Origin of the sequence: Tunicatimonas sp. (assembly GCF_049647865.1) — a bacterium.
Taxonomy (GTDB): Bacteria; Bacteroidota; Bacteroidia; order Cytophagales; family Cyclobacteriaceae; genus Tunicatimonas.
The window spans coordinates 1-24,093 of sequence record NZ_JBARYM010000547.1; the positions used below are offsets into that span (position 1 = coordinate 1).

Here is a 24,093-nt window from a genome sequence, read left to right on the forward strand (position 1 = left end):
ATTGCGAGGGGTATTAATAAAAAGCATCCTCAAAGTGCTCAATCTTCAAATCAGGCACTAATGTAATCGCAACGATATCAAAACGGATCATTCCATTCCGGTTATTTTCCCGTACGTAGTGATCGGCAGCAGCTACAATCAGTTGAGCTTGTTCGGGACTGACGAAGGTTTCGGGGAAGCCAAAGCTGGTATCGCGGCGGGTTTTTACTTCTACGAATACCAGTAGCTTATCTTGCTGCACAATCAGGTCAACCTCAGCCCGGCGGTAGCGAAAGTTCCGCTCAGCTAAAACCAAACCCTTCTTGTTAAGATAATCGAGTGCTATGTTTTCACCTTGTTGACCAGTTTGTTGTTGAGAAGTTTTCGTCATTCGCTTTTTAATATACTCACAAATTTAGTAGGTTCAATTCTAAAATAAGAACACTATGCTACCCACCATAAATCCCACCACTACCAACGCTTGGTCAAAGCTAAACGAGCACTTTCGCCAGATGAAAGATACGCACATGCGTACGCTTTTTCAGGATGACCCGCAGCGCTTTTCCCGATTTTCGCTCAAGTTCGAAGACATCCTCCTCGACTTTTCCAAGAATCGCATTACCGAAGAAACCCACAAACTGCTGCTCGATTTAGCCGAAGAATGTAAGCTGCCGGATGCTATTCAGGCAATGTTTAGTGGGAAAGCGATCAACCAGACCGAAGACCGGGCGGTGCTACACGTAGCATTACGTAACCGTTCTAACGATCCTATCCACGTTGATGGCGAAGATGTGATGCCTGAGGTGAACGAGGTTTTAGGAAGGATGAAAGCCTTCTCGGAGAAAATTATCAGTGGCGAATGGAAAGGCTTTCGGGGCAAACCCATTCGCGATATTGTGAATATTGGAATTGGTGGCTCTGATTTAGGTCCAGTGATGGTGACTGAAGCATTAAAGCCTTACCAGAAGGAGCACATTCACGTTCACTACGTTTCTAATGTAGACGGCACACATATTAGCGAAACATTAAAACCACTTAATCCCGAGACTACGCTCTTCGTAATTGCCTCCAAAACTTTTACCACGCAAGAAACCATGACCAACGCCAACACGGCTAAAGATTGGTTTTTGAAGCAAGCTAACGATGAGGACGCAGTGAAGGAACACTTTGTAGCCCTGTCTACCAATCGGGAAGAGGTAGAGAAGTTTGGGATTGACCCGGAGAACATGTTCGGCTTTTGGGATTGGGTCGGTGGACGGTATTCGCTGTGGTCAGCCATCGGCCTTACCATCGCCTGCTCCATCGGCTTTGAAAACTTTGAAGCGCTACTTGCTGGGGGGCACGCCATGGATCAGCATTTCCGCAACACGGTTCCGGAGAAGAATATTCCGATAACGTTAGCCTTAATTGGCATCTGGTACAATAACTTCTTTGAAGCCGAAACCGAAGCAATTTTACCCTACGATCAGTATATGCACCGCTTTGCGGCATACTTTCAGCAGGGGAATATGGAAAGCAACGGGAAGTACGTGGATCGTGACGGTGATCCGGTAGGCTACCAGACTGGCCCGGTTATTTGGGGGGAGCCAGGAACGAATGGTCAGCACGCTTTCTATCAATTGATTCATCAGGGAACCAAACTAATTCCGGGCGATTTTCTTGCTCCGGCCCAAAGTCAGAACCCGATTGGCGACCACCACGCTAAGCTGTTGGCTAACTTTTTCGCTCAGACCGAAGCCTTGATGATGGGTAAGACCGAAGAAGAAGCATCGGAGGAATTACGCGAGCAAGGCAAGTCCGAAGAGGAAATTAAGAAACTGGCCCCATTCAAAACTTTTCAGGGAAATAGGCCTACCAATTCTATTTTATTTGAAAAGCTCACTCCCCATACGCTGGGTGCACTGATTGCGATGTACGAACACAAAATATTCGTACAGGGAGTTATCTGGAACATCTTCTCCTTTGATCAGTGGGGCGTTGAGTTAGGAAAGCAACTTGCTAAGAAAATTCTTCCCGAATTGGAAGGCGACAGCACCGTTACATCCCACGATGCTTCTACCAATGGTCTGATCAATGCGTTTAAAAGCATGCGATGAACATCTACGGATTTGAAATTAAATTGAACGGCGAACATCTGTGTCGAGCTGGATTTGAGGAAGTGTTCTCTGTTTTGACTTGCCATGTTGTATCTATTCGCAGAGAAAGAGATAATATAGAAAAACTGGGTCTTCGTGTTGGTGGATTAAACTCTGAGACGAATCAGCACATGAATTGGGTGAAGCAAGATTTACAGGAAGGAGATAAACTATCTGTTGAAGTAATTTCAGATAATTTTGATCCACCCACCTCAGTACGGCCTCGCTAAGATAAATCGCTGGAGGCTTTTGTGCTGAAAAGCAAACTCAAAACGTTTTACGCTCTACGGGAAGAACTAAAAGATCATATTAGAGAGTAGTTACTTCAGTTCTGGTGGAGCTTGTTTTTTCAGTAAATCACGAATCTCAGCTAGTAGTTGAATGTCTTTGGGAGTAGGTACACTCTTCTCATTTTCGTCTTCGGCCTTGCGCTTTAATGAATTGATCAGACGGACTACTACAAAAATAGACAAAGCAACGATGAGAAAGTCAAAGCTAACCTGTACTAAGGACCCGTAGCCAATTGCTACCTGCTCCTGAATCACGTCACCGTTGGAGCCGACTTCCCGCGAACGAATAATCCACTTGTACTGACTAAAGTCGGTATCGCCGAACAAGAGCCCAAATGGGGGCATGATTACTTTCTCTACCAGCGTAGAGACAATCTTATTGAATGAAGCCCCAATGATGATACCGATGGCCAAATCGACTACATTACCTTTTACGGCGAACTCTTTAAAATCCTGAACAAAGTTTTTCATGAAGGTTGGATAGTTATTAAATAACCATCAAATCGTAGAATAGCCTGAATTGTTTAGAAAGTAGCAATAAAGTCTGGTGCTGCCAATGTAGTTATTCAGGGTTCCCAAACAATGGTGTTCAAAATCATCTGAGCAATGTTGGGGTTCTCATAGTCGGCAGGAGTTTCACCGGGAAGGATGTAGACGATGTGTCCCTTGCCGTAGGGTTTTAGCCAAACTGCGCGGTCTTGCATAAACAATTCACCGTTGCGCGGGTCGTAGTACTTCAGTCCGCAGAGCACAGTCTTTTCCCGTCCGTCGGTAAACTTATGGTTCAGGTATACCTCCGTTTTCGGTAAAGAAATACTAGGAAAATCGCCTTCGGCAGCGGGCCCGTCAGAAGATACGTAACTCACCGTCGGCCCCCACTCAATATCATGATTAGTGATGTAGTGGTGCTGATTGAGATTGACTAGAATCAAAGTGATGCCATTCTCACCATCGTGGTACCATCCGTAGCCTTCACCCGGTTGCACCGGATGCCGTGAGAACTCAGGGTGATCCAGCCGAATACCTAAAAAATCGAAGTAGAACTCGTTGCGAGCCTTACCACTGCTGATGGAGTGATGCAAACAAACGTATTTGCCTCCCGCTTCGGTATAGTTAATAATAGTTCGTTCGGTAGTTACTTCCAGCTTTCCGTGGATAAAGCCGATCACCGCCTGATAGTCCACCATAGACTCCGGCAGGTTGGCCTGATCCACAATGTCAACTTGTAATTTGCCTGTTGTTTCTAAAAACCGACTTAGTACTTCTATTTGCGGCATTTCATCCTGTACCACCAATACCTTCTGAGCCAAGGCTATTGAACCACAAGCGAGGAACAGAGAGACAGATAACAATAGGTTTTTAGCGTAGCACATAATTTTATACGGTAGCTGGTGGAAGGACTAAGGTTATAGGTAAGAATTTTGTCTATGCATTCTGCCTTCTACCGTTCACCTTCCACCCCTTACGATTTAAAGGTAGCGAACTGAATAGCATCTTTACTCCAGGCAGGTGCATTCCGTAAAGCATCCAGTATTTCTTCTGGTTCGTGAACAAATACCCACATGTTGCGGTGCTCTTGAGCCATAAAGTTCTCGTCAATGCAGCGTTCCAGCATCGTTTCTATCGGATTGTAGAAGCCATCGGTATTTAGAATGACAATAGGCTTGGTAAATAGTCCCAGGCGTTTAAGCGTTAGCACCTCCATGAGTTCTTCTAAAGTACCGCAACCTCCGGGCAGAGCAATTAGGCCATCCACTCCGTCTAAAAAACGTTTTTTGCGCTCGTGCATATCACCTACGAAGTGAAAGCGGGCTACTTTTTTATGGTGTAGCTCCACATCGCGCATAAACTGGGGCATAATACCGATGATCTCTCCGCCTTGCTCCAGTACTGTATCGGCTAGCTTCCCCATTAAGCCAACTGCTCCACCTCCGTAAACCACCTCTACGTTACTTTCTACTAGCTGCTTACCTAACCGCTCAGTAGCCTCGAAGTACTTTTGATCAATTTTTGCGCTAGAAGCGCAGTACACGCATACACGTTTAATGTCCGCCATAGTCAAAGAATCTAGGCGGCAAAATACAAATTATTCAAAGTGAAATTGGGCCACCCCTAAAATAAAAAAGCGCAGCCAGTGAAGACTACGCTAAAGCGAGGGTTAATAGTTGTTGTAAGAAAAGGTTAACGATTGTTCAGCAGATAAGAAGTAAAGCTGCGCCCATCTACTTTCGTATATTTAAAATCTTCATCGCCACTGAAGGATACATCTTTCATATTGAGTGGGGTGCGAAATTTTGCGTACTTGAAGTTAGCCAGATCGTTGAAAACCGCTTCTTCAAAAGAAGCCCCGCGCGGGAATTCGGCGTATTTAAAATTGGCTTCATTATCAAACACTACTGCCGTAAAATTAGTCTCTTCCGGAAATTCGGCGTACTTAAAGTTAGCTTCATCACTAAATACCGATTGGGCGAAAGAAGGGGCCTCAGAAAACTCAGCGTATTTAAAGTTAGCTTCTTCTTCGAAGACTGAGCCAGAAAAATCAGCCTCTTCGGAGAATTCAGAGTACTTAAACTCGCTACCTTCGCGGAAGGTACATTTCCGAAACACTGCATCATCCTCAAAGTGGGCGATGAATGTTTCGTCCTCCCGATCATCGTGGTAATAGGCGATTACATCTCCTAGAAATGTACAGTTAATAAAGCTAATAGATGCTTCTACTATACTCTCGTAGGTATCACTGTCACCGAAACCAAACCATCCTTTAGAAGAATTAGTACGTCCGCGATTGTTCAAGTTGGTTAAATCTAAGTCGCCGGAGATTTCAACGTTCTCGTAGGAGACAGCCTGCCCCTGATTAATCTGGCGAATAACTTCATCAGCATCAACGCGCTGCTGAGCAACACTGACCGTTGCCAAAATAGTGAAAGCGAACAAAACGATAGGTAAGCAAAATAGTCGCATAGTATAAAAGAGTTTGAGTAATACAAGGTTGTACTAAAAGAGATTCAATCAGTATGCCAAGACTAAAAATATCTCTGAGAGGTTTGTAGCAGCGATTTACGCACGACATATTGTTCGGAAGCGGTCACTAGTGTTCGGAAGCGAACGGCTGGGCTGGTGAAATACTAACCAATGGTGAGCGTATCACCTTCGCGAATTACGCTCACTGAAGTAAGTGAACTCTGCGCCGGGCCGGATATCACATCACCGTTCACATCAAAGACCGATGCGTGGCAGCTACAGGTAGCATTGGTGTTAAACGTCCAATTTCGGGTGCATCCTTGGTGGGTGCAACGGCTACTAAAGGCTTGTATGCTTCCGCCTACATTAACGAATAAATAATCTTGGTTAGGATGGAGCACCCATCCGCCATCGTTTTGTAAAGCAGCAAACTCTGACTCATTCAGATCAATGGTAAAGGTATTACTATTATCATCAGGAGCCGGTTCCTCTTCGCTACAACTTTCCAGGCTGATACCCAGAATTGAGAGGACAGTTAGCGAACTGGCTGATTTTAAGAACGTTCTCTTTTTCATAGTAGCGAGAATTGTGCGATAGTCTATTAATGGATAATAACGTAAATGTGACGTTAACTAACGTGAACTATGAATTATAGCCCATCAATGGCAAGGTATAAGTATTTTATTTTCAATGCTCCGCCCTTAAGCCGGGCGGGCTTCTACTTTTCCATCGATGAAAAGTAGACAAAAATCTAGGAAACCTTGAAACTCGCTTCGCTCAAACAGCAAGCTTTCCCTCCATAAGCGGATTAAGCTTTATCTTAATTCATAGTTCACATCAACTACAAATTGGCTAGAATCAGGTAATAAAAGAATAAGGGTAAGAATATCTAAAAGCATAAGAGACCCAAATAAACCTAGTAATATCTCTCTTTAGTAGCATATACATTTAACACTGGTCATTACAAAGATATATGGTAAGCATACTTCAAATATATTTGATAGTATGCCTAATTTCTTATTGCTTTTTCATATGAGGTGACTTAAGATTTAATCGCAAGATGGGTCGGCTCGGTTTCTTATCTTTAATAAACCTCTTTACATGGTGTAGCGTACGGAGATCCTGATACAATAAGATTTTCAATTCCTCGCGAAAACCCCTTATTCCTTCTACTTGCTGTGCCCCGATTTCTACTAGTTGTTCGTCGTAGTTATTGTTTTCATCTATTTTGTGGTCAATGTTCTGTAACAGAAATATATTGAATTCTGTCAATTTCCTTCCTGTTTTATCATTTAGCCAAGTTGAATACTCGATTGATGAAAAAAGCATAGCTAGAAAACGAGCAAAATAATCTTGTCCAGATGCGCAAATTTGAGGGCAGAGACGCCCATCATTTATGTGTACTTGTCCATTAAGCCTTTCTACTATATTTTCAATAGCTTCGTAGGCTTTGATTCTTTTGTCTAATAATTTTTTATAGTATTCTCTTTTATAACTTTCGTGTTGGAGACGCCAGTTAATGAACCCAGTCAAACCTGCTGCGAGCAATGAACTTGATAGTACTGCTAGTAAAATTGAGTAGTCCAAATCGTTTTATGTCATAAATTCTGCCGATTCATTTCTTTTGTCGCGTGATCGACTGCTCGAGCCGTGAGGGCCATAAAGGTAAGGGAAGGGTTTTGGTTACCTACCGAAGTCATACAGGCACCGTCGGTAACAAATACGTTCTTACAGGCGTGCAGTTGATTCCACTCATTAAGTAGCGAGGTCTTGGGGTCATGGCCCATACGGACACCGCCCATCTCGTGAATATCCAGTCCGGGAGCTTGTCCACTATCCATGGTGCGAATGTTGGTACAACCCGATTTTTCTAGTATTTCGCTTCCCTGTTGAAGAAAATCTTTTAGCACTAACTCATCATTTTCAGTATAATCAACCGACACCACTAGTTGCGGAATGCCCCAGGTGTCTGTAGCCGTATCGCTCAGGCGGACGTGATTCTCGTACTGCGGTACGGTTTCTCCCTGCATCATCATATATACTTGCCACGGGCCCGGTTCACTCAATCCGGCTTTCCAATCAGTACCGAAGCCCTGTTGAATCATATTCCGCTGCCAGCCTTGGCGAGCGGCACTAAAGGCTACCATATATCCCCGCAGAAAATCAGTGTCTTGCTGGAACACATTACGGAATGAAGGCATAAACGCCGTCGTAGGCCGCCGTCCGTAGTAGTACTGATCTTCAAAGCCATCGAATGAGGCTAACATACTGCCTCGATAATTATGAAATGCCACGTAGCGACCCATCAAATCATTGTCATTCCCTAGCCCATTAGGAAAACGCGATGAAGTAGAATTAAGTAGTAGTAGATTAGTGTTTAGCGCGGCAGCATTGACAAAAATAATCTGGGCAAAGTACTCGATACTTTCTTTCGTTTCGGTATCAATCACTCGCACTCCCGTTGCTTTATCCGACTGCTCATCGTAGATGATGGAATGTACTACGGAATGAGGCCGTAACGTCATATTACCTGTTTTAGCGGCCCAGGGTAGGGTAGAGGAGTTGGAGCTAAAGTAGCCCCCGTAAGGGCAACCCCGGTAACAATAGTGTCGCGCTTGACATTGTCCGCGCCCCTGCTGTAAGTGAATCTCCTGCGGTTCTGTCAGATGAGCGCAGCGGCCAATAATTACCTGACGGTCATCGTAATTTTCTTTTACTCTTTGCTGAATATGTTTTTCCAAACAGTTCAATTCAAATGGGGGCAATACCTCACTGTCGGGCAGGTTCTTAATACCGTCGCGGTTACCGCTAATGCCGACGAACTTTTCTACGTAGGAATACCAGGGAGCTAAATCTTTGTGTCGGATGGGCCAATCCACGGCGAAGCCATCCCGAGCCGGAGCCTCAAACTCGTAATCGCTCCAGCGTTGAGTTTGCCTAGCCCAAATGAGTGATTTACCCCCGGTTTGGTAGCCTCGTATCCAGTCAAATGGCTTTTCTTGAACGTAGGGGTGTTCGTTGTCTTCTACAAAAAAGTGTTTAGTGTACTGATCGTAAGCGTAGCAACGATTGACAATCGGATTAGCTTCTTCTGCCGATTCAGGCATTCGCCCTTTGTACGGCATCTCCCACGGGCGTTTGTTAGCCGTTGGGTAGTCTTGTAAGTGCTTTACTTCCCGACCTCGTTCCAGTACCAATGTTTTCAATCCTTTGTCACAAAGTTCTTTAGCGGCCCAACCTCCGCTAATACCAGAGCCAATAACAATCGCATCGTAAGTGTTTTGATCTTGAGCGGTGATATTTAAGTTAGCCATAGCTGGCTAATTTAAGCAAATAGCTAGAATTTGCTTTATAGATTCTCGAAAAAGAGGGTAATAGTAGTCTTACGAACTGATTTGCATTTACGAAGCTTGTTCACGGTAGAGCGTAGGAATTACGTGATTGATTGTTTTTTGTGAGGCCTGCCATAAATCATATTCAGCTTGCATCCCTATCCACAATTGAGGACTGGTAGAAAAGGCCTTACTTAAGCAGATGGGCATTTCCGAACTAATACCTTTGCGTTCATTAACAATCTCTGAAATAATCTGCTGAGATACACCCAATGCCTCCGCTAGACCATTGATAGTTAGCTTTAACGGGTTCATATAATCTTCGCGAAGTATTTCACCTGGGTGGGGCGGATTAAACATGATCATACGCAATAAACTTTCTTTCAATTACACTTTTGCGCGATTAACCATCTACAAATAGAGATGTAAACTACTTATAGATCTGATGGTAATCCAAGTAGTCTACGTCATAAACTTCTTCGGCATTTATCCGAAAGGTAACTCGCCAGTTACCGCTTACAGTGACTGCATAGTGGCTCTTTAAGCGTCCCTTCAGTGCATGTAAACTAGAACCAGGATAATTCAAATCTTCTAACGATCTGGCAATAGTCAAATGCGATAATATTCTCAGTAGTTTCCCAACCTGCGAGGGTTATGCTTTTAAGACATCCTTCTTTTAAAGAGGCGTTCTAAAGCTTTTGATCTAAAGTTGATGATCATTTTAGCAAAAGTTTCAGAAGTAATGCAGATACTACTTGGTTGATTGTACCACCACACCAAGCATTTCCAGTTGTTGGGGGTTTTCATCGAGGGCTACTCGAGCAATTCGCATAAAACGACGCATCCAAAGCTCTAGATCATTAATAGCATTATTTTTATCTTGAGTAGCTACTTGGGCTTGTCCTTTGGCTTTTTTCTGAAGACGTTGCAAACCACCAATCTGAGCGATTAACTTGCGGGTCTCGATCAGTTCTTTCTGAGGAACGTTATATTTCTCCATCTGCTTGGCTACTACTGCAATACGAGTGTAGAAACGCTGTACTTGCGTGAGCCAATCGGGCAAATTACGCTCTCGGGCTTGCCCTAGCTTCAAAGCATTCCAAAAAGTGACATCATCTCGGAAGGCAATTCGGGCAATAGACAGATGAGTGCTAAACAAAGTATCCACCTGCTGGCGAGCCTCATTTAGTACCCGAGTAGCATCCTTAGCTGCTAAATGAGCATCTTCTTGCTGCATCATCAATTCATCCAATGCCATGCGCATAGTTCGGCCTTGCTTGATCTTCTTTTCATCGTAACCGTATACGGCTAGTTGAGTAAGAATTTCTGGGGTATTTAGCGCATTATCTACTGCTACATCTACCTGATTCAAAAAATATGTCTCTTTAATCTTCACCATACTTGATAATTGCGTATATCTCAATAGAGTTACACAAAAATGATACAAGCTTACCAGGAGCATCTTCGGTTTTACCTTCAAATCTATTGCAAGTACTATTTATTCTAAATAGACCGAAAAATCCCGTGAGATGCTAAAATAAACTAATCCAGAAGAGAGTTCTTGCGTAAGCAATCATTTGGTAGCACTACAATTGGATAACTACGTTGACAGGAAGAACAAAGGGAGGGCGCAAAGTACTTCCCGAGCGTTGAGGAGCTATTCAGAAGGGCTACAATGCTCTTCCCCGTTATTGAGAAATAACGAATTGGGCTTACAATACTACTCCCAGTTAGTGGGGAATGTCTCAGAAGGGCTACAATATCACTCCCGATTAGTAAAAAATTATTCTGCTACCCCTCATTGTCCTTTTCAGTTATGCGCCTACCACCCAATAATTGCTTTTGATAATACAGTCAGAGGTTTATATTTCTATAGCCCCCTATTCGTTCACTTTTCTAATTGAGCAAGATAGAATAAGTCTAATTTGTGATTATATAGCTCAAAAAAGCAATTGTAATTTACCACAGCAGAGAAAGAGTAACATAACTTTTAGTTTGAAAGCAAAAATATAACCACTCTTAAGTGAGCAGTAAGATAGAAATAGCTCATGCATTTCCTTTTACGTGGTGTCGGCGTTCGTTAAGAGAAGGGTAACAGTTGTACCACTAGCTTATTAGCGTAGCAGTTATCAATTTGCTTTCGCCTTCATTATATAAAGTCTTAATTAAGGAAAAGCCAGACGAATAGCTGCTATGATTGCGGACGAAATCCACAGGTATAGTAGAGTAGCGTTAGAAAAACCTAACCCACAATATTAATCAAAAAAGATTGACGGCTAGCTTACAAACATGATATTTGAGCTGCTGAAGCAGTTGTTAGCAATGTAAAAAGGGGTTAAAATTATTTAGAGCGCAGTAACACGATAAAAAGATGAGTGTTAAAAACAAAGGTAGCTATAAAATAAAAGACCAGCGTGCCAAAAGCACACTGGTCAGCCTAGTAAGCAAAAGTATTAACGTAACTATTTATTGTACAATATCATTGAGCCACAGCTACGGGCACCATTTGTTGTCTATGTTGGTAAATCCATTGTTTAAGCAAATGTGCTTCGTTAGGCGAAAGCCGGGTAAGTGCCTTACGGTATTCCCGATCGTATAACTCTCGGTTAAAGCTCACTTTCTCTAGAATAAGCTTGGTGTAGGCTAACATGCTCGGTTTCATAGGCTATGCATTTTGGTTTATAAATAGAATGTCAGAGTGAAAACGGTCGTCGGAACGGCATCCCCCACCGACGTATTCGCCCTACCGACATATCGGCTAACCGACTCGCCTGACGGTAGCGTAATGAACCGGAGGCTGGCGAGGCGTTTTGAGGTTTTTCTTCTTGGTTCTGTAGTATTGTATTTGAATTTCTGAAATGTAATGACATGATAGCTAAAATTTATTATTTAATAGTATTGCTATCATATACGAAAGCTAATATATAAGGTTTGGAAATAAGAAACAATATTTGAGAATAATTTCTAAGCGCATATTTTTACTCAATGATTACTTACCGAATTGCCTATCCTGATGAGGCTGAAACGATTGCTCGCTTGCATACCATAAGCTGGCAAAAACACTACCAGGGCATACTCCGTGATGCTTACCTGAAGCAAAATATTGCGGCTGATAGACTGCAAGTATGGCAAAAGCGTTTCCGCAACTCCCAAGACTCTCAGTACATTTTAGTAGCAGTAGATAATAATGAAGTTTGTGGATTTGCTTGTACTTACGCAGAAGACGATACCCGCTACGGTGCTCTACTGGATAATTTACACGTTTTACCCCACCGGCAAGGGCAGGGCATTGGTCGGCGGCTAACGCAGCTCTCAGCCCAATGGGTTCATCAACGTGATGCTACTTCTGGTCTGTACTTGTGGGTGTTTGAAGAAAATACCGAAGCCCGTACTTTCTACCAGCGAGTAGGGGGCACAGTGGCCGAAAAAGCTACTGTAGAAAATCCGGGTGGGGGTATGGCCTCAGTATTACGCATTATCTGGCCCGACCTTTCCGCGATACTACCTACTTAGCGATATGGGGTTGATGGTAGGAGGGTACGAGGGTACGAGGTATAGGGTTAAAGGCAATCGAGTTACAAGTAAAATAACTTGAAACCTTCAACCTTTCTATCCTTCACCTTATACCTCTTTACCCTTCAGATTTCCACTCTCGGTAAAACTGGGATAAGAATTGCTCCATAAACCGATGGCGTTCTTCGGCAAGTTGCTTGCCGGTTTCAGTATTCATTCGGTCTTTCAGTAGTAGCAGTTTTTCGTAGAAGTGGTTGATTGTGGGAGCTTGGCTGTGTTTGTATTCTTCCTTACTCATGTTTAGGATAGGTGGTACTTCGGGATCGTATAGCGGACGGTTGCGAAAGCCTCCGTAGTGAAAAGTACGCGCAATGCCAATAGCTCCCAAAGCGTCCAGGCGATCAGCATCTTGCACTACCGCCAGTTCCGGCGAGCGAAAGGCTTGCTGGAAGTTTCCGCCTTTAAAAGAAATATGCCGGACAATATTAACCACGTGCTCTATGGTTATAGCGTTGGCCCGTTGCTTCTCAAGGAATTGTTGAGCAGTACGTGGCCCTATTGCTTCATCGCCTTCGTGAAATTTAGCATCGGCAATATCGTGCAGCAGCGCACCCAATTCTACTACCAGTAGGTCGGCTGCTTCAGATTGGGCAATTTGCTGGGCATTTTGCCATACCCGATACGTATGCCACCAGTCGTGGCCCGCTTCGGCATCCGCCAGCGTAGATTGAACAAAGTCAACCGTTTTTTGAATAAGGTTCGTGTGATTCATACTTGCCGGTAGGTTACCCTTTCAAAGCTCCGAACATTTTTGTTAAGAAATGCGATATTCTTCAACGTTTTTATTAAATTGATTAGATAGATAACAATTATCCCCTTTAATTTTTTGCCATGAATTTACACGACGCACTCATCAGAGAAGATCAGAAACGGCAGGGAGTAATTAACGACCCCGCCCGGGAAGCCCAGGTACTGCTGCAAGAGCAGGGAATGCAAGAAGAACGAGCCATTCGGCAACTAGGATTGAAGCGAAGCTTACACCAAATTCATGATCCTAAGCAACAGTGGCTGCAACAATGGTTACTAAACAAACAGTTTGATGGTGAGGTATATCATGTAGATGATGTTAAGCGAATTTGTGTGGATTACCGAATGCGGATGTTATCTAGCCGCCTGTACCGCGGACCAATTGATCCGGAGTTTGGCACCAAGCTGAATCGGTTTCAGAAAGAACAGGCGTTGACTGAAGAAGATTTGGAGTATGATTTTTATGTTGTAGCACCAGCAGAAACATTCGATTTAGAGAAGCGCCAACGTCCAGTTATTGATCCTTTACTATTGTACCAAATTGATCAGCACCACTACAAGTTAGTACATCAATGGGGAGATGATCTGCATCCGTTGCGCTACATTCAGTCGTGGCGACACCGAAACTTAACGAATATGACGGTCTACTGGACAATTATCACGTTTCTAGTAACGATGCTGCTGTTTGGCTTCCTAGCCGAATCGATGGTTAATGCATTTACTATTGCTTCGGTATTTACCTTTTTAGTAGGGTGGGGGTTTTATTCTACCCTGCGAGATAACTTTGAAGAGCAGAAGCACCGGTTCAGTTGCCATAATTGGAACCGGCATTGGACGTTTTGAAAGTTTTGAATTCTTATGTTTTGCGTTGAGAGTACACACGCTCAGCTCAAAAATTTGAACTTTCACTTACATTAATAAACAAACGTAGTAAGATTACTACAGGGCGGGATTACCGCCTTTTTTTTTGTTAAAATTTGCAGAATTGTACTGCACTTACCAAACAAAAGGTTTGTTTTTCTGGTACAGAACAGTAAACAGTTGCTATGAAAGATAAGATTTGTGTAGTTACCGGAGCTAACTCTGGCATTGGAAAAGTAACCGCTCGGGAATTAGCTAAGCGAGGAGCTCAGGTAGTGATGCTTTGCCGCAATGAAGAAAAAGCGGAGCGGGCGAAGGAGGATATTCTGCGGGTGTGTGGTCATAGTCGGGTAGATATTGTGTTAGTTGATCTAGCATCTACGCAGCAAATCCACTCTGCAGCCGAACGTATCAATGAAAATTATCCAAAAGTTGATATGCTGGTTAATAACGCCGGACTCATTACTAACAATACCCGATCAACCACCGACGATGGCTTTGAGATGACCTTTGGGGTCAATCATCTAGCTCCTTTTTTGCTCACTCAACTGCTACTGAATAAGGTATTAGCAACTGACCGAGGTAATATTATTAATGTATCTTCAGAAGCGCACCGTTTTGCCAGCTTTGATCTCACCGATTTGCAATACGAAAAGCGCAAGTACAATGGACTAAAGGCCTATTGCTCATCTAAGCTATGTAACATTTTATTTACCCGCGAGCTAAGCCAACGGCTACCGTCCCACGTGGTAAGTAACGCGTTACATCCTGGCGCGGTAGCTAGTAACTTTGGTGGTGGAGTGTCTAGTTTTTTCGGCATTGCTATGCAGCTAGCTCGTCCGTTTATGATTAGCGAAGAAAAAGGAGCAGAAACCAGTATCTACTTAGCAACCAGTGAGGAAGGGTTTACGGCTACTGGTCGGTATTTCAGTGAGAAGAAAGCAGTAAGTCCTAACAAGGAAGCTTCTAGTAGCTACAATGCTAAGCGTTTGTGGGAGATAAGTGAAGCGCTGCTGAATATTCAATTTTTGACCCAACAAATGGCTACCCCCTAGCTTAGATAAACATTCTGTTGAACAGCTTCGTAAGTGGTATTGTTATACCTTTGCAAAATGAATGATAGAGTGAGTAGAGGAATAAAGTATTAGTTATCATTCACTCATTCTCCTACTTAAACTGTTTGAATTTATGAAAATATACGATGTGCTCATCGTAGGGGCGGGACCCTGTGGATTATCTTGTGGTATTGAAGCTCAACGTCAGGGGCTCACCTACGCCGTGCTGGATAAAGGAAGCATTACTGAATCAATCCGGCGCTATCCGGTAGATATGAGTTTCTTTTCTAGTGCCGATAATATTGCTATTGGCGACGTTCCCTTTACTTCTTTAAATTTACGTCCAAGCCGGGTAGAAGCACTAAAGTACTATCGTAAGGTAGTAGATCATTTCAATCTTAACGTTCATATTTTCACCGAGGTAAAAGATATTGAGCAAAGTGATGGATTATTTGTTCTTCAAACGAACCAAGGAACTTATTGGACGAAGAAAGTAGTGTTAGCAATTGGCTACTACGATATTCCGCGGGAGCTAGGTGTACCGGGAGAAAACTTGTCACACGTAATTCACTACTACGATGAGCCATACCGATACACCGGTACGAATGCAGTAGTGGTAGGTGGTGCTAACTCAGCAGTAGAGACCGCACTGGATTTATACCGCAATGGAGTAAACGTAACCCTGGTTCACATCTTTGATGGAATTGACAAAACCGCTAAATACTGGATTGTTCCTGACTTAGAAAATAGACTTAAAAAGGGTGAAGTACAATCATACTTTAACAGTGAGGTTACCGAAATCACGCAAGAAGAGGTGAAGATTAAGAATCTCCAAACGGGAGAAACTCAATCGCTTTCGGCAGATTTTGTTTTCCTGATGATTGGTTATCATCCCGATGCTAAGTTTTTACGGAAAGTAGGCGTTCGCCTGAACGGGGAAATGCTAATTCCCGAAATCAATTCAGATACTTTTGAAAGTAACATTCCGGGAATCTACATGGGCGGTTCGGTTATTGGGGGTGAAGAAACCAAGAAAATATTTATTGAGAACGGTAAGCTCCACGCTCAACCCATCATGCAAGACATCAAACAAAAACTATCTGAGCGAGTAGCTTCTAATGCTTAACAGTGTGTTAGTGTGTTTAGGTATTTAAGTGTTAATGTAGAAGTAATTAAACTTGAACATTATCATTAAGGTGCAACCTCTACCGTACTGAAGGGTGACAAATTCACTGCAGGAATACTCGCACCGAAGCTCTCATTGATTACCCGAATTATTTCATTGGCTACAATGGCGTGCCCTTTAGGGTTGGGATGAATTCCATCAGTAGAGATAATACCGTTAGGAGAAAAGTCTGGTTGATAATTTACCCCTTCCAGTATCAGTCCGATTTGACCATCAGCCGCGGCTTGAGCTTCGGCACTCATGCCAAGTTGGGCAGCTTGTTCAGAAGTTAATCCGGCTATATTGGCAAACACCGGATTAATATCTAGCAGGGCTATTCGCCCTTCTGTACCAGCTATAATATTGGCAATAATAGCATTGAAGGTAGCCAACCGGGTATTTACGGTAATCTGCTCATTTAGCGTTAGCACAAATTCATCAGTAGCCGGGTCTTGCAAACCGTAGATCCCATTACCGAGATCCTGTCCTAAGCGGGTAGCGATTGGAAAGAGCAATAGGTCGTTGGGAGTAGACTGACGTAGCTTGGGAAGAGTGGACGTATCACCATTAGTATTCACAATGATCGTTACCTCGCTCAAATCTTCATCCACAATCACAATAGGATTTCCCGCTCCGGCAGTAAGCGTTATTTTCCTTTGAGCGGCTTCTTCAGAAGTAATCACCTGTTGCATAACAGCGGCATCTAACCCGCTGTTGTAACCTTGGTAGCCCGCATTCAACGCATCAGCATTGGCTTGATCTAAAGCAATAGGATTGTAGGGGACTGCTCGATAAAAAGGTAGTAATGTAATTGGGGGGATATTGATAGCCACTCCCTGAGCATTAGGAACCGAAAGCATTGCATTAATGGCTCCCGTATAAGCCGCAGTGAAGTTCTCAATATTGGTTAACGTGCTAGGATTGGTGAGTTGAGCCAATGGATCAATTTCTCCATCGGGAGCTGAACCGCCCGAATTGGCCCAGGCCAACACATCATTATTACCCAACCAGATAGTGAAAAATGAACCTTGCGCTGCGGCGGCCTGCTGAATAAGCGAGGTGGCTGAGGAGGCTGCAATGCGAGTAAAGAACGGATTAAATACGCTATATCCCGGAGTAACTGCATCAATAACGCGCATACCGGGAATGCCGAAGTTATTGAGTTGACTAATATCACCTGAATAGGGACCAAATAGTTCTCCATTAGTAGGTACTGGGCCAGGAATGCTCAAATCAAGCTTAAATCGACCGAAAATAGGTGCACCCGCCCGAGGGGGAATCTCGTTAAGAGAAATATTAAAGCCATCATCAGAGTTAATATCGGGCTGATTGAATAAACCTCCACCCACGCCTTCAATCTGAAATTGCTGAGCCAGAATATTGGGAAAGGAGTTTTGCTGCCCCTTGGTGTACAATGCAGCATCCATCAGTCCGGCAGTAATAGAATTGCCTACCGCTACGTACTTACTAAAGTCTACCGAACCCGGATTACCACGCAGTTTTACAGTAGGATCAGGATTGTTTGTTAAGCGTTCTTCAATTAATTCGTCTTCCGTATCGCAGGCTGAAAAACCTAATAATGCAGCCAGGAAAATGGGTAGTATACGATGATTCTTCATCAGTTTCTTAGTTTAAAAATTCATCAAAAGTAATAGCGATATAGTAGATAGCGCCCATACGGGGGTTGCCAAAGGAGGTGGTATAGCGTTCGTTTAGCACGTTAGAACCACCAATTTTTACGATAGACTTTAATGAAGGCAGCTTGTAGCTTACCTGGGCATCTAGCGTTTGAAAAGCCGGAATTATACCCTGTCCGAATGATGACTCCCACAAAAAGGCTTCTTGCCAACGCCAGACCAAGTTAAATCCGAAGTTATCGGTTAGCTTTCGGTTAGCAAACCGGATGTTGTAACGCCACTCGGGGGTATTATACGCCGCCCGAAATCCTTGCCGAATCAGATCGTCTTGGTCTAACAGCTGATTGAAAGCGACATTACCACCTAGGGTGTATCCTTTATCTAGCGAATAATCTAACCCTACCGCAAAGCCGTGAGCATCTACTGTACCGTCAGTATTGATGTCGAAACCAAAGCGTTGGGTGGGAACTGCTTGCTGCACAATTCCTTCCGGGTTAGCCTCGCCCGCATAAGGTAGCCCATCGTTGTTAGTGACCGTTTGGGAAAAGTCAATCTCTGCAATAAAGTCGCGGTAAGAGCTGTAGTAATAGTAAGCATCAATGAGCAACCTGTTATTAAGCAGTCCTTTGTAGCCTATTTCATAGGTGTTTACTTTCTCAGTTTTAAAGTCGTCAAACTCTACTGGGTCTAGTAATGCAACCGAAGCAGCTAAATCGCCCGAAGTGGCAAAGTTAGCTTGGGCCTCTTGCACACTTAAGGAAGTGTAAACCTGATTACTCTCAAAGTTGTAGCGATCTACCAAAACCGGGTTGCTGCCAATCAGTCGGCGAGTCACTACGTCCAGGTCAATAAACTGATCTTGGGTGGTAGGAATCCGGAAACCTCGTTGGAAAGATGCTCGTACGTTATGGCCTTTGGCTACTTTAAACACCCCGGATAAACGAGGGGAAAACTGCCCTTCAAAATACTCATTCTTATCGTAGCGCACCGAACCGCTTAGGTCAAGTTTATCATCAGCCAGCGACCTAGAAAGTTGCACATAGGCTCCCCATTCGTTAATATCAAACTCTTCACCGTCGTCTTGCAGGGCAAACAGAGTTCCGCCGGATGATAGATCGTAGCGCCGGTAATTGGCTCCTACTACTACCTCGGCAAAATCAATCTGATCGCCAAAGCTGTACATCCCCTCAAAGTGGGTTAGACTGGTTTCATCCAGAAACTTAGCTCCTCCTTCTGAGATAGGTACTTCCCGAAGAGAATCGTATAGCTGCTGGTAGGTTCCATTAGTTAAATTATCAGCTCGGATACCATCGCTAACTGACCGAGCAGCTCCGTGGGCTTCTTCTACTGAAGCACCAAACAACCGTGATCCAGCGAACGTCTGTACGTAAGCCGGAATAGTAGTTTGTACGTTGATCAATGAGGCTAGCGTATTAGCGGCGTAACTATCGCCGGAATTTTCTTGCGTGCGGTAGCCCCGTAGAAATAAGTTACTACCTCGTAGCTCAGCTTTAGCGGTCCAGATAGATAGGCCATCCAGCACAAAGCGGTCATTAGCCGTGTATACAGTACTACCCGAACCGTGGTTAAACTGAACTAGTGCTTCCAGTTCGTCATTGATGCGGTAATGCAGCGCACCCCCTAACTTTAAGCTTTCGGTGGTGTTGCCAACAAATTCTGCTTCGGTGTAGCCAGTAGGGGTAAAGTTTCCGCTTTCATCCAGCGGCAATAAAGCTTCAGCACCAGACCCTTGCCCCAGTACTCCTACATTTAGAAGTGGGTCACCGTAAACATTTACTCCGTCGTAGGTTCGCCGATTCGCTCGGTTGTCCGGATCAATATTTTCATCGCTGCGCTCCACAATGCCACTCTGATCGCGATAGTCTACTCCGCGAAAATCCGCCGCGCGGATGTACTCAGCATTAAATTTAAAGGCAAATTTGTTATTAAAGGCTTTCGCGTAGCGCAGACCAAAGTTGTAGTACGGCGATGGGTCGTCGTCTTCCCCATCTACATGGTTAATACCTACTTTCGCAGTGGCACTTAGCCCTTGGTATTCAAACGGGCTTTTACTCTGCATTAGAATGATACCGTTGATGGCATTGGGTCCGTACAGCGCGGAGGCGGCACCCGGAAGTAACTCCACACTTTCTAAGTCTAACTCAGGAATACCTACTACGTTGCCTACCGGAAAATTTAGGCCGGGGGCTTGGTTATCGATGCCATCGATCAACTGAACTGTGCGGGTGTTACCATTTGCTCCAAAACCCCGGACATTCACTGTTTTTATAATCAGCCCCTGCGCGCTTACGTCAATGCCTTTTAAGTTCGCAATCTGATCGTAGAAGCTAGGCGCAGCGGCAGATTGCACATCCCGAATATCCATCTTCTCAATAGAAACCGGAGATTCCAGAATAGATTCCTCCACTCGGGAAGCAGATACAACTACCTCTTGCCCTAATAGTGTCTGTTCATTTAGCGCAATAGATAAGTTATCAACCGTTTGGGTAACTTCAATCTCCTGCGCTCCGTACCCTACGCTAGAAACTACTAGCGTGAAGGGCGGGGCATCATTAACAGTAAGGGAAAATGCTCCATCAGTATCGGTGACAGTTCCTATTACTTTGCCCTTGACTAGAATATTTACCCCAATTAATGGTTCGTCTGTGCCAGCATCAAGTACTTTTCCGCCGACTGTTGTAGATTGAGCAAACGCTGATGCGCTCAAGATCATGAGTGCAAATATAAAAGCATTCGTATTGTGTAGATGTCGTCTCATATTAGAAGATTATTTAAAAACTTACCAAAATAAATGGTAAAAATCTCTTCGTATTAAAAATATATCAAATATAGAAACTTTTTAGATTTAGTATGCATGCATAAGAAAATTTATACGAATTATCGATGTAGATTATTTAACGGTTGCAAAAGACGAATTATCGGATAATTGTTTTGCTAGCAATAGAAAGTTTCCATAAGAGCAAAAAAAAGCCTGTTCAAATGATGAACAGGCTTAAGATTATATGTAAGAGTGACTACTGAGCCGTCATGTCTACTGAGCGTTGAATAAAGTTGGTCAGATCAGCACCGGTTAACATATTCTGCGATAGTTTCGCTAAATCTACTGCTTGTTTAGCTAATTGATCTTTTGCGCTTTCATCCGTCTCCTCCAAAATCTTTTTAGTAAGCGCATGGTTCGCATTCACGGCTACGCTGTACTGATCGGGCATTTGGCCCATCATGGCAAAACCTCCGCCACCGCTGGCCGCCATATCTTTCATACGACGCATAAACTCAGGTAGCGTAATGGTTACCGGTAACTCATCGGGCGAAAGTGATTCTACCGAAACGGTCATGCTTTTATTATTTAGTACCTGTTCGTAAACAGCCTTCACCGTATCCTTCTCTTTATCAGAAAGTACGCTTTCCATCTTCTCGTCTTTCTCTACCAACTTATCGGCAATATCGGCATCTACTCGCTTTAGACTGGTTTTTTCTAACTTCTGCTCCAGCATATTGATAAAGTGGCTATCAATGGGGCCATTGAGCTCAAGCACATCGTAAGATCGTTTTCTAGCCGATTGAATGAAGGTATCTTGTTTACCCGCGTCACTGGTGTACAGATACACTAAGTTTCCATCTTTATCAGTCTGGTTAGGAGCCACCTTTTCTCGGTACTCATCAAAAGTAGCGTACTCACCTTCGGTATTTTTAAATAGCGCAAACTTCAGGGCTTTTTCGTAAAACTTGTCTTCGGAAATCATTCCGTACTTTACAAACAGGCCAATGTTGTCAAATTTCTCTTCGTATGCCTTACGGTCTTTTTTGAAGAGTTCGCTAAGCTTGTCGGCTACCTTTTTAGTAATGTGCGCATTAATCTTCTTCACGTTACTGTCCGACTGCAAGTAGCTTCGCGATACGTTCAGCGGAATATCCGGTGAATCAATAATTCCGTGCAGTAGCATTAAGAACTCCGGCACTACGTCTTTTACCTCGTCGGTAATGAATACTTGACGGGAGTAAAGCTGAATCTTGTTACGATTCATCTCCAGGTCATTCTTAATTTTAGGGAAGTAGAGAACACCAGTTAAGTTAAATGGATAGTCTACGTTCAGGTGAATCCAAAACAGCGGATCTTCGGAGAAGGGGTAGAGTTCTTTGTAGAAAGCTAAGTAATCTTCATCCTTCAGGTCAGAAGGTGACTTCGTCCAGATTGGGTTCGGATTGTTAACTACTTTCTCGTCGAACTCAACTTCTACTGGTAGGAATTTACAGTACTTATCCAGAATTCCCTGCACCCGGGCTTTCTCTAAAAATTCCTGAGAATCTTCGTTCAGGTGAAGCACCACGTCGGTTCCACGGGTTTTTTTAACGGCCGAAGTTATTTCAAATTCGGTGCTTCCGTCGCAGGTCCACTGTACGGCTTCTCTGCCTTCTTGGTGCGATTTGGTAATTAGGTCTACTTTGTCGGCTACCATGAATGAGGAGTAAAAACCTAGACCAAAGTTTCCGATAATCTGGTTCTCTTCACCTTTGTCTTTGTATTTCTCCACAAACTCAGTAGCTCCTGAGAAGGCAATTTGATTGATATATTTCTTTACCTCTTCATCAGTCATCCCGATGCCGCTATCGCTAACGGTGAGGGTTTTTAGCTCTTCGTTGATCGTGATTTTTATCTTCAGATCGCCGAGTTCTTCTTTGTATTCGCCAATGGCCGCTAGCCGCTTAATTTTCTGGGTAGCATCAACGGCATTAGACACCAATTCTCGCAGAAAGATTTCGTGATCAGAATACAGGAATTTCTTAATGATTGGAAAAATATTCTCGGTATTGATCGAGATGGTTCCTTTTTCTTCTACCATGTTATGTTAAATTTTTTAGGTATACGGATACTTTGTTGACATTCATCCCAAAATGCATTCCAATGGGCAAAAACGTGACACTTTGTCAGAGAGCAGTATGGTGTTAATGTGTTATAGTGTTCAGGTGTTCGTGAATAACTTTGAACACTTGGGTAGAGTGTTTCTTGGTTTGCTCAATTCTACAGAGCAACTTTTAGTCCTACGGCTAACCCCGGCCACAACTCGTGAGTTTGGCGGTCACCTACTTCACTAAAGGAGCGACTTAGATTTCCGGGAGCGAGCGTTTGACCATCATTGCTGTAGAAATAGTTGGCATCCAGCGTAGCGTACAGATAGGCAGATCGATTTTTGTAGAATGCTGAATGCAAAGGGGGCAATAGCCTTACTTATGTAAATGACTATTGAACTCTTTTTTAGTCCAATTCTCTATTACTATTCCTGATATTCTTAACAAATGCTTCTCATTATTCGTCACCATTATCAGGTCATTTGCTACCGCTGTTGCCCCTATTAATAGGTCAAAATCTGGAATTAACGATCCTGCTTTCTGAAGCTTTGCCCTTTCTTCTCCGTATTTACTGATGCTACTGTATATTGGAATTACTTCAAACAAGAACTCCATTTTCTTTACTTCTAATATATGTTCTTTGAAACGGCTGCTTTTATAAGCACCAAATGTCAATTCAGCTATTGTGATCTCTGAAACATAACGTTCAATGCAGCCTCAGGCTGGACTGGTTGGCTTTGATCTTTCGCGTATCAATATACGAACTTAGCTCAACTAACCTTCAGGCTTCTTATTCCCGGCTGGCGGCTGCATGGTGTTGTGCGCATACCTTTCTCCAGTTTGAGCCATTTTTTTGCGTGAATACTATCCAGGCGTAGAAGTAGGAAGCTTCCACAAGAATTGAGCGTGTCTTCGGCGGACAAGCCATTGGTCTGATTGAGGTATAACTGTCTTGCTGCTTGGATGTATTTCTAGCTGAAAGTTGGCCGAAATAGGCATTCCTTGAGTAACCCATTCTCGGATTAGGTCTAACATTTGGTCGGTAAGATCAAGTTGACCGTAAGCGGTGATGGATCTTGATGTGGCAATGACTGCCGACTGTTGGTCAGAAGCAACCAGCCCAAATCCGCCCTTATCTTCTCCTTCAGAGAAGACAAACAGACGAAAGCGGGGTTCTACAATGCCAAGGAACGAGCGCACTCCTTCGGTACGGTAAATAAAATCCGACAGCCCTTTTCCTCCCCAGTAGTAGGGTACTTGACGAATTTTTTGTGTCCGAAGTGTTTCCCATGATGACCAGCTTGATCTATCAATAGGGGAAATGTCCGGGTTCTCGCTTATTCCCTGCATTGAAACAAAACTACAGGGTTCGGCTTCTAGCGAATTAAGTTGATTACCTCTTTTTTCTAGTAGGAACAGTGAGTCACCTCCTCCACCTGGATTCTGAATCACCACCAGCATCAACCCGCCTTCACGAAGTTGATCAATC

General features: G+C 43.6%; 26 protein-coding genes. 6 read left to right on the top strand and 20 right to left on the bottom strand.

Annotation, left to right across the window (positions count from 1 at the left end; genetic code table 11):
* Nucleotides 1-13: 13 nt before the first annotated feature.
* Entirely contained in the window at nt 14-370 is a 357-nt protein-coding gene (locus WBA23_RS16085; protein WP_424583306.1) for a YraN family protein, read from the bottom strand.
* Nucleotides 371-425: 55 nt separating this feature from the next.
* Here WBA23_RS16085 and pgi point away from each other — a divergent pair, with 55 nt between their 5' ends.
* Together pgi and WBA23_RS16095 are read left to right on the top strand one after the other, a co-directional pair.
* Entirely contained in the window at nt 426-2,075 is a 1,650-nt protein-coding gene (pgi, locus tag WBA23_RS16090; protein WP_424583307.1) for a glucose-6-phosphate isomerase, read from the top strand.
* Nucleotides 2,072-2,344, top strand: coding sequence for a hypothetical protein (locus tag WBA23_RS16095; protein ID WP_424583308.1), 273 nt, complete (start codon nt 2,072-2,074; stop codon nt 2,342-2,344). Before pgi ends, WBA23_RS16095 begins: the two co-directional genes overlap by 4 nt.
* Nucleotides 2,345-2,434: 90 nt before the next feature.
* On the opposite strand, the gene mscL is transcribed toward WBA23_RS16095, so the two are convergent.
* The 12 genes from mscL to WBA23_RS16155 form a co-directional block, all read right to left on the bottom strand.
* On the bottom strand, nt 2,435-2,875 hold the full coding sequence (gene mscL, locus WBA23_RS16100; protein ID WP_424583309.1) for a large-conductance mechanosensitive channel protein MscL: 441 nt from the start codon (nt 2,873-2,875) through the stop codon (nt 2,435-2,437).
* A 95-nt stretch (nt 2,876-2,970) separates the two neighbouring features.
* Entirely contained in the window at nt 2,971-3,777 is an 807-nt protein-coding gene (locus tag WBA23_RS16105; RefSeq protein WP_424583310.1) for a ThuA domain-containing protein, read from the bottom strand.
* 89 nt (nt 3,778-3,866) lie between these two features.
* On the bottom strand, nt 3,867-4,460 hold the full coding sequence (locus tag WBA23_RS16110; RefSeq protein WP_424583311.1) for a TIGR00730 family Rossman fold protein: 594 nt from the start codon (nt 4,458-4,460) through the stop codon (nt 3,867-3,869).
* Between the two features lie 125 nt (nt 4,461-4,585).
* A complete protein-coding gene (locus WBA23_RS16115; RefSeq protein ID WP_424583312.1) occupies nt 4,586-5,365 on the bottom strand; it encodes a pentapeptide repeat-containing protein in 780 nt (259 codons plus the stop codon).
* Nucleotides 5,366-5,529: 164 nt separating this feature from the next.
* On the bottom strand, nt 5,530-5,940 hold the full coding sequence (locus tag WBA23_RS16120; protein WP_424583313.1) for a Rieske 2Fe-2S domain-containing protein: 411 nt from the start codon (nt 5,938-5,940) through the stop codon (nt 5,530-5,532).
* 442 nt (nt 5,941-6,382) lie between these two features.
* The gene (locus WBA23_RS16125) at nt 6,383-6,952 is read right to left on the bottom strand and encodes a hypothetical protein (protein WP_424583314.1); all 570 of its coding nucleotides are present in this window, start codon (nt 6,950-6,952) and stop codon (nt 6,383-6,385) included.
* 11 nt (nt 6,953-6,963) lie between these two features.
* Nucleotides 6,964-8,679, bottom strand: coding sequence for a GMC oxidoreductase (locus tag WBA23_RS16130; RefSeq protein WP_424583315.1), 1,716 nt, complete (start codon nt 8,677-8,679; stop codon nt 6,964-6,966).
* A gap of 87 nt (nt 8,680-8,766) precedes the next feature.
* Nucleotides 8,767-9,063: a HigA family addiction module antitoxin gene (locus WBA23_RS16135; RefSeq protein ID WP_424583316.1), complete on the bottom strand. Its 297-nt coding sequence runs from the start codon at nt 9,061-9,063 to the stop codon at nt 8,767-8,769.
* A 64-nt stretch (nt 9,064-9,127) separates the two neighbouring features.
* The gene (locus tag WBA23_RS16140) at nt 9,128-9,310 is read right to left on the bottom strand and encodes a type II toxin-antitoxin system RelE/ParE family toxin (RefSeq protein ID WP_424583317.1); all 183 of its coding nucleotides are present in this window, start codon (nt 9,308-9,310) and stop codon (nt 9,128-9,130) included.
* 138 nt (nt 9,311-9,448) lie between these two features.
* Nucleotides 9,449-10,096, bottom strand: a complete 648-nt coding sequence (locus WBA23_RS16145; protein WP_424583318.1) for a hypothetical protein — start codon at nt 10,094-10,096, stop codon at nt 9,449-9,451.
* 1,080 nt (nt 10,097-11,176) lie between these two features.
* Nucleotides 11,177-11,359: a hypothetical protein gene (locus tag WBA23_RS16150; RefSeq protein WP_424583319.1), complete on the bottom strand. Its 183-nt coding sequence runs from the start codon at nt 11,357-11,359 to the stop codon at nt 11,177-11,179.
* 31 nt (nt 11,360-11,390) lie between these two features.
* The gene (locus tag WBA23_RS16155; RefSeq protein WP_424583320.1) at nt 11,391-11,567 is read right to left on the bottom strand and encodes a hypothetical protein; all 177 of its coding nucleotides are present in this window, start codon (nt 11,565-11,567) and stop codon (nt 11,391-11,393) included.
* A gap of 115 nt (nt 11,568-11,682) precedes the next feature.
* Here WBA23_RS16155 and WBA23_RS16160 point away from each other — a divergent pair, with 115 nt between their 5' ends.
* Nucleotides 11,683-12,210, top strand: coding sequence for a GNAT family N-acetyltransferase (locus tag WBA23_RS16160; protein ID WP_424583321.1), 528 nt, complete (start codon nt 11,683-11,685; stop codon nt 12,208-12,210).
* Nucleotides 12,211-12,328: 118 nt separating this feature from the next.
* Here the strand turns inward: WBA23_RS16160 and WBA23_RS16165 are convergent, their stop codons facing one another.
* Nucleotides 12,329-12,982, bottom strand: a complete 654-nt coding sequence (locus tag WBA23_RS16165) for an HD domain-containing protein (protein WP_424583322.1) — start codon at nt 12,980-12,982, stop codon at nt 12,329-12,331.
* A 119-nt stretch (nt 12,983-13,101) separates the two neighbouring features.
* On the opposite strand from WBA23_RS16165, the gene WBA23_RS16170 reads away from it, so the two are divergent.
* The 3 genes from WBA23_RS16170 (at nt 13,102) to WBA23_RS16180 (ending at nt 16,059) form a co-directional block, all read left to right on the top strand.
* Nucleotides 13,102-13,860 carry a hypothetical protein gene (locus WBA23_RS16170; protein WP_424583323.1) on the top strand — a complete coding sequence of 253 codons (759 nt, stop codon included), beginning with the start codon at nt 13,102-13,104 and terminating at the stop codon, nt 13,858-13,860.
* A 203-nt stretch (nt 13,861-14,063) separates the two neighbouring features.
* Nucleotides 14,064-14,933, top strand: a complete 870-nt coding sequence (locus WBA23_RS16175; protein WP_424583324.1) for an SDR family oxidoreductase — start codon at nt 14,064-14,066, stop codon at nt 14,931-14,933.
* A gap of 133 nt (nt 14,934-15,066) precedes the next feature.
* Nucleotides 15,067-16,059 carry a YpdA family putative bacillithiol disulfide reductase gene (locus WBA23_RS16180; protein ID WP_424583325.1) on the top strand — a complete coding sequence of 331 codons (993 nt, stop codon included), beginning with the start codon at nt 15,067-15,069 and terminating at the stop codon, nt 16,057-16,059.
* 65 nt (nt 16,060-16,124) lie between these two features.
* On the opposite strand, the gene WBA23_RS16185 is transcribed toward WBA23_RS16180, so the two are convergent.
* The 6 genes from WBA23_RS16185 to WBA23_RS16210 all read right to left on the bottom strand — a co-directional run.
* Nucleotides 16,125-17,717: a hypothetical protein gene (locus WBA23_RS16185; protein ID WP_424583326.1), complete on the bottom strand. Its 1,593-nt coding sequence runs from the start codon at nt 17,715-17,717 to the stop codon at nt 16,125-16,127.
* 7 nt (nt 17,718-17,724) lie between these two features.
* The gene (locus WBA23_RS16190) at nt 17,725-20,514 is read right to left on the bottom strand and encodes a TonB-dependent receptor (protein ID WP_424583327.1); all 2,790 of its coding nucleotides are present in this window, start codon (nt 20,512-20,514) and stop codon (nt 17,725-17,727) included.
* Between the two features lie 256 nt (nt 20,515-20,770).
* Nucleotides 20,771-22,597 carry a molecular chaperone HtpG gene (htpG, locus tag WBA23_RS16195; RefSeq protein WP_424583328.1) on the bottom strand — a complete coding sequence of 609 codons (1,827 nt, stop codon included), beginning with the start codon at nt 22,595-22,597 and terminating at the stop codon, nt 20,771-20,773.
* 179 nt (nt 22,598-22,776) lie between these two features.
* Complete coding sequence (locus WBA23_RS16200) at nt 22,777-22,965, bottom strand: hypothetical protein (RefSeq protein WP_424583329.1); 189 nt, start codon at nt 22,963-22,965, stop codon at nt 22,777-22,779.
* Nucleotides 22,966-22,979: 14 nt separating this feature from the next.
* Nucleotides 22,980-23,315 carry a PIN domain-containing protein gene (locus WBA23_RS16205; protein WP_424583331.1) on the bottom strand — a complete coding sequence of 112 codons (336 nt, stop codon included), beginning with the start codon at nt 23,313-23,315 and terminating at the stop codon, nt 22,980-22,982.
* 153 nt (nt 23,316-23,468) lie between these two features.
* Nucleotides 23,469-24,093 (bottom strand): hypothetical protein (locus WBA23_RS16210; protein WP_424583330.1); only part of this gene is annotated, 625 nt, incomplete at its 5' end.

What these genes read in the sequence shown, in the direction of transcription:
- WBA23_RS16085 (WP_424583306.1), bottom strand. Translation starts at nt 370, where the DNA reads ATGACGAAAACTTCTCAACAACAAACTGGTCAACAAGGTGAAAACATA.
- pgi (WP_424583307.1), top strand. Translation starts at nt 426, where the DNA reads ATGCTACCCACCATAAATCCCACCACTACCAACGCTTGGTCAAAGCTA.
- WBA23_RS16095 (WP_424583308.1), top strand. Translation starts at nt 2,072, where the DNA reads ATGAACATCTACGGATTTGAAATTAAATTGAACGGCGAACATCTGTGT.
- mscL (WP_424583309.1), bottom strand. Translation starts at nt 2,875, where the DNA reads ATGAAAAACTTTGTTCAGGATTTTAAAGAGTTCGCCGTAAAAGGTAAT.
- WBA23_RS16105 (WP_424583310.1), bottom strand. Translation starts at nt 3,777, where the DNA reads ATGTGCTACGCTAAAAACCTATTGTTATCTGTCTCTCTGTTCCTCGCT.
- WBA23_RS16110 (WP_424583311.1), bottom strand. Translation starts at nt 4,460, where the DNA reads ATGGCGGACATTAAACGTGTATGCGTGTACTGCGCTTCTAGCGCAAAA.
- WBA23_RS16115 (WP_424583312.1), bottom strand. Translation starts at nt 5,365, where the DNA reads ATGCGACTATTTTGCTTACCTATCGTTTTGTTCGCTTTCACTATTTTG.
- WBA23_RS16120 (WP_424583313.1), bottom strand. Translation starts at nt 5,940, where the DNA reads ATGAAAAAGAGAACGTTCTTAAAATCAGCCAGTTCGCTAACTGTCCTC.
- WBA23_RS16130 (WP_424583315.1), bottom strand. Translation starts at nt 8,679, where the DNA reads ATGGCTAACTTAAATATCACCGCTCAAGATCAAAACACTTACGATGCG.
- WBA23_RS16135 (WP_424583316.1), bottom strand. Translation starts at nt 9,063, where the DNA reads ATGATCATGTTTAATCCGCCCCACCCAGGTGAAATACTTCGCGAAGAT.
- WBA23_RS16145 (WP_424583318.1), bottom strand. Translation starts at nt 10,096, where the DNA reads ATGGTGAAGATTAAAGAGACATATTTTTTGAATCAGGTAGATGTAGCA.
- WBA23_RS16150 (WP_424583319.1), bottom strand. Translation starts at nt 11,359, where the DNA reads ATGAAACCGAGCATGTTAGCCTACACCAAGCTTATTCTAGAGAAAGTG.
- WBA23_RS16155 (WP_424583320.1), bottom strand. Translation starts at nt 11,567, where the DNA reads ATGTCATTACATTTCAGAAATTCAAATACAATACTACAGAACCAAGAA.
- WBA23_RS16160 (WP_424583321.1), top strand. Translation starts at nt 11,683, where the DNA reads ATGATTACTTACCGAATTGCCTATCCTGATGAGGCTGAAACGATTGCT.
- WBA23_RS16165 (WP_424583322.1), bottom strand. Translation starts at nt 12,982, where the DNA reads ATGAATCACACGAACCTTATTCAAAAAACGGTTGACTTTGTTCAATCT.
- WBA23_RS16170 (WP_424583323.1), top strand. Translation starts at nt 13,102, where the DNA reads ATGAATTTACACGACGCACTCATCAGAGAAGATCAGAAACGGCAGGGA.
- WBA23_RS16175 (WP_424583324.1), top strand. Translation starts at nt 14,064, where the DNA reads ATGAAAGATAAGATTTGTGTAGTTACCGGAGCTAACTCTGGCATTGGA.
- WBA23_RS16180 (WP_424583325.1), top strand. Translation starts at nt 15,067, where the DNA reads ATGAAAATATACGATGTGCTCATCGTAGGGGCGGGACCCTGTGGATTA.
- WBA23_RS16185 (WP_424583326.1), bottom strand. Translation starts at nt 17,717, where the DNA reads ATGAAGAATCATCGTATACTACCCATTTTCCTGGCTGCATTATTAGGT.
- WBA23_RS16190 (WP_424583327.1), bottom strand. Translation starts at nt 20,514, where the DNA reads ATGAGACGACATCTACACAATACGAATGCTTTTATATTTGCACTCATG.
- htpG (WP_424583328.1), bottom strand. Translation starts at nt 22,597, where the DNA reads ATGGTAGAAGAAAAAGGAACCATCTCGATCAATACCGAGAATATTTTT.